General features: G+C 45.1%; 12 protein-coding genes. 6 read left to right on the forward strand and 6 right to left on the reverse strand.

What is annotated here, in order from left to right:
- Positions 1-327 precede the first annotated feature (327 nt).
- From B3K42_RS05215 to B3K42_RS05240, 6 genes are all read right to left on the reverse strand, one after another.
- Entirely contained in the window at positions 328-753 is a 426-nt protein-coding gene (locus B3K42_RS05215) for a hypothetical protein (RefSeq protein ID WP_110990883.1), read from the reverse strand.
- Complete coding sequence (locus B3K42_RS05220) at positions 753-1,484, reverse strand: ImmA/IrrE family metallo-endopeptidase (protein ID WP_110990882.1); 732 nt, start codon at positions 1,482-1,484, stop codon at positions 753-755. Before B3K42_RS05220 ends, B3K42_RS05215 begins: the two co-directional genes overlap by 1 nt.
- Positions 1,481-1,792, reverse strand: a complete 312-nt coding sequence (locus B3K42_RS05225; RefSeq protein ID WP_110990881.1) for a helix-turn-helix transcriptional regulator — start codon at positions 1,790-1,792, stop codon at positions 1,481-1,483. Before B3K42_RS05225 ends, B3K42_RS05220 begins: the two co-directional genes overlap by 4 nt.
- Positions 1,793-2,254: 462 nt before the next feature.
- Entirely contained in the window at positions 2,255-2,581 is a 327-nt protein-coding gene (locus B3K42_RS05230) for a NifB/NifX family molybdenum-iron cluster-binding protein (protein WP_110990879.1), read from the reverse strand.
- Positions 2,582-2,585: 4 nt separating this feature from the next.
- Positions 2,586-3,545 (reverse strand): radical SAM protein, encoded by a 960-nt coding sequence (locus B3K42_RS05235; RefSeq protein WP_110990878.1) that lies wholly within the window; start codon positions 3,543-3,545, stop codon positions 2,586-2,588.
- Positions 3,546-3,566: 21 nt separating this feature from the next.
- The gene (locus B3K42_RS05240) at positions 3,567-3,839 is read right to left on the reverse strand and encodes a DUF362 domain-containing protein (protein ID WP_258367367.1); all 273 of its coding nucleotides are present in this window, start codon (positions 3,837-3,839) and stop codon (positions 3,567-3,569) included.
- 236 nt (positions 3,840-4,075) lie between these two features.
- Between B3K42_RS05240 and B3K42_RS05245 the strand changes: the two genes are divergently transcribed.
- From B3K42_RS05245 to B3K42_RS05270, 6 genes are all read left to right on the forward strand, one after another.
- Positions 4,076-5,506 carry a substrate-binding periplasmic protein gene (locus B3K42_RS05245; RefSeq protein WP_258367366.1) on the forward strand — a complete coding sequence of 477 codons (1,431 nt, stop codon included), beginning with the start codon at positions 4,076-4,078 and terminating at the stop codon, positions 5,504-5,506.
- A complete protein-coding gene (locus B3K42_RS05250; RefSeq protein ID WP_292597321.1) occupies positions 5,497-5,856 on the forward strand; it encodes a protease inhibitor I42 family protein in 360 nt (119 codons plus the stop codon). Before B3K42_RS05245 ends, B3K42_RS05250 begins: the two co-directional genes overlap by 10 nt.
- 596 nt (positions 5,857-6,452) lie before the next feature.
- Entirely contained in the window at positions 6,453-6,575 is a 123-nt protein-coding gene (locus tag B3K42_RS05255; RefSeq protein WP_258367364.1) for a hypothetical protein, read from the forward strand.
- 342 nt (positions 6,576-6,917) lie between these two features.
- Complete coding sequence (locus B3K42_RS05260) at positions 6,918-10,154, forward strand: helicase-related protein (protein WP_110990877.1); 3,237 nt, start codon at positions 6,918-6,920, stop codon at positions 10,152-10,154.
- Positions 10,155-10,811 (forward strand): DUF4391 domain-containing protein, encoded by a 657-nt coding sequence (locus B3K42_RS05265; protein WP_110990876.1) that lies wholly within the window; start codon positions 10,155-10,157, stop codon positions 10,809-10,811.
- Between the two features lie 14 nt (positions 10,812-10,825).
- Positions 10,826-12,760 (forward strand): site-specific DNA-methyltransferase, encoded by a 1,935-nt coding sequence (locus tag B3K42_RS05270; protein ID WP_110990875.1) that lies wholly within the window; start codon positions 10,826-10,828, stop codon positions 12,758-12,760.
- Positions 12,761-12,762: the final 2 nt, after the last annotated feature.

Here is a 12,762-nt window from a genome sequence, read left to right on the forward strand (position 1 = left end):
GGATGAATCGAGAGGTTCAAGTCCGGTTCTGAGAGAGCCTGGGGATGAAATCCCCCTGGGCTACTCACCAAGAACAAAGCGAGGCCGGCTCACTGTTGAGCGGTTCTCCGTTCGCCGACAAAGAAGAAGTATGCTGAATTAAATTCAGATGACGGAATTTGGAATAGAGACGTACTGAGTCTTGGTAAGGTGAAGAAGGCTTTTCTTTAGAACAACTAATGCAAGGCAGACTTCTTGTTCACTTGAATTGCTAACCTTATTGGTCTTCCAGAATTTCCAGAGCCGTCTGCACAGTAATTCTGTCCTTCAACCAATAACCCGAGTGTTTCATATCTGATAGAAGGGCCTCGGCATTTTCGAGGGAAAGCAATCGCCTTTTGATACCAAGAGCAAGCACGTAGACACGTGAAATTCAATGTTGTATTTTTCGCAGTACTTTCTTGCCAGATTGTCGTCGGTAAGTATCGCATCGGCCAACTCAGCAACACTAACAATGAAGATGCAGGAAAGTTCTCCCTTTCCGAGCCCAGAGAAGCCCAGACTCGTGATGGAATTTTCGAACAACTCCAGGTCTCTGTCCACGATTTGCACAAATGGAATACTAAGAACCATTCCCGAAAACTTACCGCTATTATGGAATTCATGAACCACGTGAAAAGGAATAACTGCTCTATTGCTCAAAATTGATTCCAAAGTATTTATTCTATCTATTGCAGCGAAATTCGCGAGAACCGTATTGTCAAGAACAAACACTAATCCGTCTCCCTCATGTTATCCAGTACTTCATAACCGTCAAGACCGATTTCTCTCATTAGCTCCAAAAACTTGCTGAAACTGATTGTTTCTTTCTCAAGCGCTTTGTAAGCGGCTGAAACGTATTTGTTCGTCGACCAGTATTTCTCATTGGTTGGTTCATAGAGCCTCTTGTCCATATTGAGCATCTCTGCCAGTTGAAGCGGTTTCTTCTGCCATAATAAGCTTGGAATGGAGCTGTCCCCGAATATCTCCTTCAATCTCGCCAGTGTTCCAGAATAACTCATCCTGAACATTTGAGAGATCTCCATAGCCTCCACAGCATCGAAAACAATTCCACCGTCCGTTTGAACGATCGCGCTGACATCATCGGAAGGCATAAGGAAGAACGATGCAAATCTGTCCGCCTCCTTTTCCTTGTTTGAAGATTCATCGCCAGGAAATTCAACCATATTCTCAATATTATGAAGAAATATGTGCCCAAGTTCGTGGGCAACTGTGAAATTCTGCCTGCCAATTGATTTTGATGAATTTATCACCAGCACTTTTACACTATCGCTGTTGAATACTGCACCAGAGATCCCGTTCTCTCCAAACGGGTAGTAGAAGAGGAAGAACCCACTATCTTCAAGCCGCTTCCTCAACTGCGTTTCATGAAAACCACCGGAAAGAAGTCCAAGTCGTTTACGGGCCTTCAGCGCTATCGCTTCGATCTCCCTAACTGTTCTCATCCCTTTTCTCCTTCAAGATGAATTATGCTTCGTACGATCTTCTCAATCTTTTCGAGTACCCTCTTGCTTTCAGCATCTATATTGCTTCCATCTCTGAATGAAAGAGAGAACTCTTTCTTCTCTTCTATTCCCAGGAGCTTTTCTGGCAAAGAGTTGTATAGCTTAGCCATCTTGAAAAGGAGGACAGGATCAATATTCTGTTTCCCATTTTCCATTTTCGATAGAGAAGTCCTTTCTATACCTAGCTTTATTGCAGCCTCTTCCTGAGAAAGACCGCTCTTCACTCGGAACTCTTTCAGCTGAGTCATGGTTACACCTCCCCAAGTGATATTTTATCACTATAAAATATAGAATGTGCTAATTTAGCACACAACGATTTGAGACAAACAGTTTCCATCGACAAACGCATTTTTGGCAAATGAAAATTGACTAATTTGACAGATATCGCTATTTAGAGAAGACTCTGGGGGCTTGCAGGATGGACGTTATTGCATACCTCGCAAAGAATGGCTTGGCCTGCGTTAGCAGACTGGCTTTGAAGATCTTCCCCGCGAAGCGGGCATTGCGTCCGCCGATGCTTTTCGGCGCATCACTTCCCGACGAAGTCGGCATTCTGTCTAATTTTTCATTCTTCTTCGCGCCTAGAACTTGCAACTTGGAACAGACAACTTGCAACTGCTCTTCTCAGAGAACGGTGGACCGCTGACAGACAACTTTACTGTCTAGAAGGACGAACTCACGCAGCTAATTTCCTAATGCTTGCCATCTTTTCACAGCTCATTAAGATACGCCTTCAATGCCTCATCGATCGTCATGGGCTCCAAAATCACAGGCTCGTAATTCATCTCGGCGAGTCTCTTCAGCGATCGCTCTCCCATGGCTGACCCTATCCATACAGGGCAGTCACCGATGACCTGGAGAATCTCGTCGAGTTCCGCATGCCTGTGATTCTCGAAATAGGGATTAGGCCTTGCTTCCAACTTGACGGCACATTTGTCTTCGGCGATCTCGTAAACATCGTAGTACCTTGACTGCCCGAAGTGGTCGTCGTTCAATTTGAAACCGTCATTTGTTCCGATTGCGATCAACTTTCCCATCTCTTCATCCTCCTGATCGTCTTCCTGCAAGAATGTATCTGTAAAAATCCTTCCCGCGATATGAGTTCTTCTCGACGTTCGGATTCCTGCTAAGTCTCTTCAGAAGATCTACGACCGACTCCGCATTGAACTGCGACTCCACGGAACTCTTTATGTCATTTTCCGACATCGGGTGGCGCTTGATGATCTCGATCACTGCATCCAACGCTTTCTTCTCGGAGGTAGTGAAACTGCTGACTGGAAGGTTCTCGATGCTCTCCGCCTTCAGAAGGGCACGAGCATATCTTAGCGTCTCTTCTTCAGGTATTTCTACATTTTCTTCTGCCGGTGGTCTGGCAGGAACATTTATGTACACTCTTGCCGGGCCAAGCAGCTCGATCCTATTCTTCAGTTCTCCCAGAAATCTGTCGCTGTCGTTGTAATCTTTTACGAGCATTACTTCCAGCCAGATTTCCCCTTTGAATTCCTTCGAGAATTCGAGCAAACCATTGTAAACTCTTTCGTACCTTAGCTTTCCAAAAGGTCTGTTTATTTTCCTGAAACTCTCCTTATCAATAGCATCGAGGGTCGGCATGACAATATCGAAGTCAAGTATCTCTTCTCTCAATGCCCTCTCATATAGAAGCGAGCCATTTGTGATTAGCACAAGCGGCTTATCTGTCAGTTCTCTTAGCCCGTTTACAATTGAATCCAACGGCTTGTACAGAGTCGGTTCACCTTCTCCAACAACTGTCACCACATCGAAAGAATCCTTGCCGTATTTCTCTATGAAGCTTCTAGCCTCATTTAAGATTTCCTCCGGAGGATAGAAGGTCTGCCTGGTATTGGTCATGTTAGTCGTTCTGCCAAGCTGGCAGTAAATGCACGAGTAATTACATGTCTTGAACGGTATCGTACAGACCCCTAGAGATCTGCCAAGTCTTCTTGAAGGCACCACTCCGTATACATGGCTCAAACGAATCACTTCCCCAACTGTATTGTTTGGCTATCTTCCTCCTTGTCTTCCCATTCCCTTTCCCTGTCCGCCTCCGCGTCTGAGACCCATTCCTCCACCTCTACCCGATCTAAGAGAGGGACTCTCGGAGTTCGGCCTTATGGCATTTACGGGGCAAGCACTGAAACACCTGCCACATTTGGTGCAAAGCGCGTTGTTGATATATGCCTTGCCCGCCTTCATTACGATAGCTCCTTCGACCGGACAGGCTTTGATACACAATCCACATCCGGTGCACATATCTTCTCTAACCCAAGGCAACATAAACATCTCCTTCTTCTTTATATATGTTTATTGCATATATATTATATCACCACGAAATCCCCTTTCACTAATCTCCGGAAGACTCCGACAAACATCCCGAACAGAAGCTTCTTCCATAGACTTTCCAAATGAGACGATCACTTGCCATTCGGCTTTGCCAGTATTGATTGTTACTTGTGAAACAGGATTTATCGTCTAGAATAGGAATCACCACACACTCAATTGGAGGTGTAAGAATGAAATCTACTATTTCCAAGAAAGCCGTCTTTTCTATTATCATTGTTCTTTTTCTTGCGTCTGTTACCCTGGCCCAGCCCATTACCTTCCTCGTAAATCCCGATTACGATCCCTTCAGTTACCTTGAGGAAGGCCATCTGAAAGGCTTCCTCGTCGATCTGGTCGGATCGCTGGAAAGCGAAACCGGCATCGATATCGAGATGAGGCCCGTCAAATTCGACGAAGCCCTCGAGATGCTCCAGGGCGAGGGAAGATACTGCCTTCCCTCTCTTGTCTTCACGACACAGAGGAAAGCTCTTTATCAGTGGGCAGGCCCCGTTGCCATAACGAATACTTACCTCTACACGAGGGAGGAGCTCTCAGGTGAATTCAAATCACTCGAGGATGCTAGAAACGCAAATTCCGTAGGTGTGGTAAGCGAATACTATTCCCACAAACTGTTAGAGGAGCAGGGATTCGACAACCTTATCGTTTTTGAAGACGAAGGGTCGTTGCTCGAAGCCCTTCTTGACGGAGAGATCGACCTCGCGCCCTTCAACTCGGCGGTCCTCCAGGAGCTTCTCAAAAGGGAACAAGCCTCTTATTGTCCCGTGTCGACAGTCGCGATCGACCTTGACATGACATACCTCGGTTTCTCGAAGGACGTCCCCTCAGAAATCGTGAGCGAATTTCAGAAGGCTCTCGATAGTCTCAAGAGATCCGGCTCCTTCTCCAAGCTCTACGAAGAATGGGTCGTCGGTCAGCCCGTTTCCGGCATCTACACCTTCCTGACCGAAGAGTACCCGCCGGTAACCTTCAGGGGCAAAGACGGAGAACCGACTGGCTTCGTAACCGAAATGGTAAAGGAGATCCTACGGAGAAACGATATGTCTGGCGAGATCCTGATCGTCCCATGGTCCATCGGCTATGAACTGGCCTCGAATCTGCCGAACGTCTTCCTCTTCAGCATGGACCAGACCGAGCAGAGAAAGGAAAACTTCGAGTGGATCGGGCCGGTAGGAAAGAACACCGCTTACCTCTACGGCCGAAAAGATACCGTCGCCCCGGCCACAGACCTCGAATCCGCAAAGACAGTCGAGGCCATAGGTACGACGACGAACTGGTGGACCGAACAGCTCCTGAAGGAAATGGGCTTTGAGAACCTCGTTAGCTCTTTCGATCCTCTCGACACCGTCGTACAGCTTGTTGAAGGCGAAACGGATTTGGCAGTCTTTACCGACCTCACTGTCGGCGAGCTGGTCAAGAACGCAGGCTACTCCATGGACGACCTCGAAGCCCTTATTGAGCTTCAAACAAACTACTTCTACATCGCAGCTTCGAAGGGAACGAACTTCGGTATGATTCTGAGCTTCCAGAAGACTCTCGACGAAATGAAGCGCGACGGAAGCTTCGAAGAAACAATCAGAGAATTCGTGCAAACATGCTCGTGACATCGCTGCTCTGGAATTCCTCCCAGCTCGATGTGAAGGGTCTTCGAACCTCCATGAACACCCTCTCTGTAGGAGAGATAGCGACCATGGAACTCCAGGAAAACGGATCCACAGGCTATATCTGGGACGTAAAGATAACCAATCCAAACGTCGTTTCGCTGATCTACGAGGGCTCGATATTCGAAAGGAAGTTCCTTGACGATTCCGCACTCGTGGGAGCTCCCTATAACGTCCAGTGGGTATTCGAAGCCCAACAACCCGGCGAGACGGTTGTCATATTCTCCCTCAGGCGCCCCTGGGAAAGCGTCCATCCAATACAGACTTTTGCGATAAACATAGCAGTGGAGTAAGAATTACTGTGTCACATGGGAGGTCGAAGGGCGGAGTTAAAACGATTAGAGAACATACTGCCCCTCCCCTCCCATATCGGCACTTCAAATCAAGTGAAATTCCATTTGCTTTTTACATGGTCGAGTACTTACATTCTTTCCCACGAAAGGCTAATTACGTTCCATGCTCAGCCAGAATCAACAGCACTTCACTTCACCGTAATAAGGTGGTGAGCATAAGCCTCATTCCACTCGATCGCACAAGATATTATCCATTCTTCCGAACCCTTATAAATAGAGGATTTCAAGGTTTGATTCATGATTCTTTCTGTCGGATCTCATTACATACAGTCTGGCTTGGCAACCACCATATTTCGGATTAACTTTATCCGCTTTTCTGAATCGAGTTGTATTATGCTCCCATAAAGGATCATCGAGCTTAATAATTTCGTTACCGGTTCACTCAGAGCGTTCTAATTATCTTCTGTCACTTGGAGTATGCAGAAAACAGAAGAGGCCAAGCCATCTTCATCTTGATAGACTTTTCATTCAAGATTGTTTGACTTCAGTCAGTCCTACCATATTCCTCTGGCTACGGACCGGAGAAGAAAGAGAAAGTGAAGCAGATGATTAAGGACGCTCTTCCCGATGAACAATGGAAGATCGATCCAGAATTCTTCGACTTCATCCTGGATGTCTTGATAGACCTCGTCGTCATGTTCCTGAACAGAGGCCTTTAGAAGACGGCAATGAAGGTGCTGGTGAAATAGGCATACGTCATAAGTAATAGTTAAGAATACCTTTTTATACAAAATCTACCAAAACTGGTCGGATGATCTAAAGAACATACATAGTGATCGTTCAGAAACCCCGGAAATTACCGGTGTTTTTTGATACGCAAACCATTGCATTTGGTTTTTTTTGTAACAATGCTTATAATCTTTAGTAGGAAATAGTTGCGACGATTACCATTTAACGGAAAACTCAAACTAGCTATACTATTGGCTACAAATTCATCAAGAAATTGCTTCGAAAACGATTTCAACTGTCGTAACTGCTAAGAATATCGGGCTGGAGACCAAATGAAAATAATCGACAACATTCGAGAGACTCTTAAGGATGATCTGACAGCAACCATTAGCGACAGGAGCAAGATAGACATTGCCGCGTCATGCTTCTCCATATATGCCTTCCAGGTACTCAAAGAACAGCTTGAGGGTGTCGATGAGCTGCGATTCATATTTACTTCTCCAGCCTTCGTGGTGGACAAGACGAAGAAGGAGAAGCGAGAGTTCTATATTCCCCAATTGAACCGCGAGAAAAGCCTCTACGGGACGGAGTTCGAAGTCAAGCTTAGGAATGAACTCACTCAGAAGGCGATAGCGAGAGAATGTGCCGACTGGATACGAAGAAAGGCCTCTTTCAAAACCAATGTGACCGACGAGAGCATGGGTGGCTTTATCAACGTCAAGAATGGGTCTGAACAGATCACTTACATGCCAGTAAATGGCTTCACAACGGTCGATATCGGCTGCGAAAAGGGGAAAAGCATATATAACATGGTCAACAGGTTTGAAGCTCCATTCAGCTTGGAATACTTCAAACTGTTCGATGAAGTCTGGAGAAACCAGCAGAAGCTTCAGGACATAACAGAAAACGTTATAGAGAATATCACGGCAGTATATAAAGAGAATCCTCCAGAGTTCATCTACTTCGTGACCCTATACAATATCTTCAGCGAATTCCTTGAAGACATCTCGGAGGATGTATTGCCAAACGAGGCTACCGGGTTCAAGGAAAGCGCGATATGGAAAAAGCTTTACAACTTCCAGCGTGATGCAGCTTTGTCCATAATAAACAAGCTGGAGAAGTTCAACGGCTGCATACTTGCGGACAGTGTAGGACTTGGAAAGACATTCACTGCACTTGCTGTAATCAAATACTATGAGAACAGGAATAAATCCGTTCTTGTTCTCTGTCCGAAGAAGCTGAATGACAACTGGAACACTTTCAAGATGAATCTTCTCAACAATCCGATCGCTTCCGACCGATTGCGCTACGATGTTCTCTATCATACGGATCTCTCACGTACTAGCGGAACTACAAACGGAATCCCTTTAGACAGGATAAACTGGGGGAACTACGATCTTGTAGTCATAGACGAGTCACACAACTTCAGAAATGGCGGTAGAACCTACGGAGAGGGCGGCGAAAAAGAGAACCGTTATTTTAGACTGCTGAACAGGGTTATAAGGACGGGTGTGAAGACCAAAGTGCTTATGCTTTCAGCTACTCCCGTCAACAACCGCTTTACTGATCTCAGAAATCAACTTGCGTTGGCATATGAAGGCGATGAGGAACAGCTAAATGAGAAGCTGAATACACAGTCATCTCTGGATACGATATTTAGACAGGCTCAGACCGCCTTCAACAGATGGAGCGAATATGATCCAGAGGCAAGAACAACTGAAAATCTTCTGAAGATGCTTGATTTCGATTTCTTCGAGTTGCTGGATAGCGTCACAATAGCCCGCTCCCGGAAACACATCCAGAGGTATTATGATACAAAAGATATCGGTCCCTTTCCCAAGAGGAACAAACCGATATCTATTCGCTGCGGTTTGACCGATCTTCCGAATGTAATAGACTACAACGACATATATGAGTACCTGTCATCTCTCAATCTCAGCATCTACACTCCCTCATATTTCATCCTTCCAAGTAGAGTGGCTAAGTATGAGCGTCTATACGGATCAGATATGGGTAATGTTCGTTTCAAGCAATCCGATAGAGAATATGGAATCCTGATACTCATGAGGATAAACCTCCTGAAACGTCTTGAGAGTTCCGTCTACGCTTTCCGATTGACGCTACAACGCATCCTTGAGTTAATAGACAATACGATTGAACAGGTAAGAAACTTCGATCCGAAACAAGCCATAACATTGAAGGATCTTTCAGATTCGGATTTCGATATGGACGATCAGAACACAGATGTGTTCACCTTCGGAAAGATAGTGAAGATAAACCTTGAAGACATGGATTACAAAACCTGGCTCGACGACTTAGAGCAGGATCGTATTGTGCTTGAAGAACTCCTTTGCGGCATCGAACCGATAACGCCGGAGCACGATGAGAAATTAGATGTTCTGATGAACACAATACGGAATAAGCTGGCGAACCCCATAAACCCAAACAACAAGAAGATCATAGTCTTTTCAGCCTTCGCTGATACTGTCGAATATCTCTATAAGCAGGTTAGCAGACTGCTGAAGATGGACTATGGAATGGATTCCGCTATGGTGACGGGCAGCGGTGGCAGCAAGACAACTATTCCAAAGCTTCGCAACGATTTGAACACGGTCCTTACTTGCTTCTCCCCCCTTTCGAAAGAGAAACATCTCATAATGCCTAATCAAAGTGCCGAAATCGACATGTTAATTGCCACGGACTGTATATCTGAGGGTCAGAACTTACAGGACTGCGACTACTTAATAAACTACGACATCCACTGGAATCCTGTGCGCATAATTCAGAGATTCGGCCGAATCGACCGTATCGGAAGTAAGAACGACGTGATTCAGCTGGTGAATTTCTGGCCTGACATTGACCTGGATGACTATATAAACCTCAAGGCAAGAGTCGAGACGAGAATGAAAATCTCCGTCATGACTTCCACAGGAGACGACAATCCGATAGATGATGACAAAGGCGATCTCGAGTACAGGAGGCAGCAGCTCGAAAGGTTGCAGCACGAAGTGGTGGATATAGAGGAAATGACAAGCGGTGTCTCAATAATGGATCTGGGACTGAACGAGTTCCGGATGGACCTTATAGGGTACATCAAAGATAATCCAGAGGTAGAAAGGACCCCCTTTGGTTTGCACACAATAGTCCCCTCAAATGGAGATGAGCTACCTCCAGGTGTGATATACGTCTTGAAGAATCTGAACAACGGAGTCAACGCTAAGAACCAGAACAGGCTCCATCCCTTCTACATGGTTTATATCTCTCAAAATGGCGAGGTCATGTCCAATCATCTTGAGCCGAAGAAAACGCTCGATCTCTTGAGACTTCTCTGCAGGGGAAAGAATGAACCGATAATGGAACTGTGCCATGAATTCAATGTAGAAACGCGTGACGGCAGAGATATGCGTAAATACTCGGATTTGCTTCAGGAGACAATAGCCTCGATAATAGATGTGACCACAGACAACGCGCTTGACAGCCTCTTCAAGGCAGGAGGAACAACTGCGCTGAAGACTAATATCACCGGGTTGGATGATTTCGAACTGATCTGTTTCGTGGTGGTGAGATAGGTGCTTGATTTCCCGCCAAGTACTGTATTTAACAAGTGGGTGCCAAAGAAGAAATTCTACGAGAACCTCAGCATATCCAGTCGTATAGAAAAGCAATTCGTGACAGAGATAGAGTCAGTCTACTGGACTCACAAACTCTCTCCGGAAACACTGAATGTAAGCCCTGGAACAAGAGTAACGGAGATAGAAGTCTTTGAGGTTAATTTGAAAGAACAGCAGGTAAGTGACAACCTGATTGCCACCATTGATCGCGAGATTCCATATCATCTGGTATTTGTCTTGAGATATGAAGGCCGGGCTCAACTAATGATCAGCTACAAAGAAGAGAGTAAGAGTAGAGAAGATAAGTTCAAAGTAGATAGCTATTACCGTACCGACTGGATCGATTACGAGAAACTGCCTCTTAACATAGAAGGCCTCGATCTCGACAGGATATACGAGAATTTCATTTCCCAGATTGCCGGCGATGATCTCAACCTGGAAAAGGCAGAGGATATACGAGATGCGGTGATGATAGCCAAAGAGATAGGCAGTCTGGAGGCATATATAACGAAGCTGGAGAATAGGATCAGAAAGGAAAAGCAGTTCAACCTCAAGGTGAAATTCAATCAAGAACTGAGAAAAGCAAAGGAGAAACTCAAAGATTATCTGAAATAAACGGGGGTATCGCGATGGATAAGATGAAACAAGAAACAGCTGATCTTACACAAGAGAATATCGCACGTATAGGTGAACTCTTTCCCAACATTATAACCGAGATTAAGGATGAAAACGGGAAACTGAAGAAGGGAATCAACTTCGAACTCCTTAAACAGGAACTCTCTGGAGATGTAGTAGATGGTGAAGAGAGCTACGATTTCACCTGGGTAGGAAAGAAGGACTCTATCGTCGAGGCGAACACTCCAATAAGAAAGACTCTCCGACCATGCATCGAAGAAAGCAAGAACTGGGAGACAACAGAGAACTTATACATTGAAGGCGATAACCTCGATGTGCTGAAACTTCTGCAAGAGAGCTACCTGAACAGCGTGAAGATGATCTATATAGATCCGCCTTATAACACAGGGAAGGACTTCATATACAGAGACAAGTTTATGATGGACAAAAAGGATTACGAAGAACAACTCGGGATGTACGACGAAGTGGGAAACCGCCTCTTTCAAAACAAAGAGACAGAAGGCAGGTTCCACAGTAATTGGTGCAGCATGATGTATCCAAGACTAAAACTTGCTCGAAGTTTGCTCACAGAAAACGGTGTGATATTTATCAGCATAGATGATAATGAAGTCCAGGATCTAAGAAAAATATGCGATGAGATATTTGGCGAGTCGAATTTCATTACTCAGCTCATTTGGCTAAACAAGGAGGGTGGGGGTAGTTCGGATAGCAAACTCTTTAGAATCAAACATGAGTATGTACTTTGTTATGGCAAAAACAAAGAAAAAGTTACAATAAACGGAAATGAAATTTCAAACAGAGATAGGTACAAAATGAAAGATGAACATTATAATGAAAGAGGCCCATTCTACCTTCAAAAATTGGCAATGGGGACGATTCAATATTCTCAGAGTCTTGATTATCCCATAGAGACTCCTGAAGGCAGTTTCATAAAGCCCGCAGATAACAATGGTGGACGAAAAGCTTGTTGGAGATGGTCAGAGGATAAATTGAAATGGGGGCTTGAAAGTGATTTTGTTGTAATTCGTAAAGATAGGAAAAACATCTGGACTGTTTACACTAAACAGTATCTGAAATGCGATAATAACGGAATCACTATCAATAGAACTCAACGCCCGACTGGAATCGTCAGCGATTTTTCTAGTACTCAGGCCTCAAAGTATATGGAGAAACTTGGATTAGGTTCTCTTTTCAGTTATTCAAAGCCGATGGAGTTGATAAGGTACTTGTCCTTCTTAACTACCGAAAACTCATCATTGGTGATGGACTTCTTCTCCGGTTCAGCTACTACAGCCCATGCTGTAATGCAGCTCAATTCAGAAGACGGAGGCAACCGAAAATTCATTATGGTTCAGCTTCCCGAGCCCTGTGACGAGAAGAGCAAAGCGTTTAAGGCAGGGTACAAGAACATCTGTGAGATCGGCAAGGAAAGAATTCGCCGCGCTGGAGATCAGATAAACGAAGAGATTCAGGAAGGCAACAGGCAACTTAGGCTGGGAGAAGAACCGAAGAAACCTGGGGATATAGGATTCAGGGTTCTTAAGGTCGATAAAACGAACATGAAAGATATCTACTACGCTGCTTCCGAGTACACTCAGAATCTTCTCACCGATCAGATTTCAAACATAAAAGAGGACAGAACTGATCTGGACCTGCTTTACGGTGTTCTTCTCGAGTGGGGTCTTCCTCTATCGCTTAAGCACGAAATAGAAGAGATTGAGGGCGTAAAGATTCACATAGTGGATAACGACTCTCTCATTGCGTGCTTCGCTAAAAGCATTTCTGAAACAGTTATCAGGGAAATCGCAAACCGGCAGCCGCTAAGAGCGGTCTTCAGGGACAGCTCATTTGCAGGCAGCTCCGACAAAATAAACGTAGAGGAAATCTTCAAGCTCCTCGCTCCGAATACATCAGTTAAGGTCATATAGGG

The sequence above is a fragment of the Mesotoga sp. UBA6090 genome (genome assembly GCF_002435945.1).
Taxonomy (GTDB): Bacteria; Thermotogota; Thermotogae; order Petrotogales; family Kosmotogaceae; genus Mesotoga.

Coding starts and splice junctions, on each gene's coding strand:
- B3K42_RS05220 (WP_110990882.1), bottom strand. CDS start 1,484: ATGAGAACAGTTAGGGAGATCGAAGCGATAGCGCTGAAGGCCCGTAAA.
- B3K42_RS05225 (WP_110990881.1), bottom strand. CDS start 1,792: ATGACTCAGCTGAAAGAGTTCCGAGTGAAGAGCGGTCTTTCTCAGGAA.
- B3K42_RS05230 (WP_110990879.1), bottom strand. CDS start 2,581: ATGGGAAAGTTGATCGCAATCGGAACAAATGACGGTTTCAAATTGAAC.
- B3K42_RS05240 (WP_258367367.1), bottom strand. CDS start 3,839: ATGTTGCCTTGGGTTAGAGAAGATATGTGCACCGGATGTGGATTGTGT.
- B3K42_RS05245 (WP_258367366.1), top strand. CDS start 4,076: ATGAAATCTACTATTTCCAAGAAAGCCGTCTTTTCTATTATCATTGTT.
- B3K42_RS05250 (WP_292597321.1), top strand. CDS start 5,497: ATGCTCGTGACATCGCTGCTCTGGAATTCCTCCCAGCTCGATGTGAAG.
- B3K42_RS05260 (WP_110990877.1), top strand. CDS start 6,918: ATGAAAATAATCGACAACATTCGAGAGACTCTTAAGGATGATCTGACA.
- B3K42_RS05270 (WP_110990875.1), top strand. CDS start 10,826: ATGGATAAGATGAAACAAGAAACAGCTGATCTTACACAAGAGAATATC.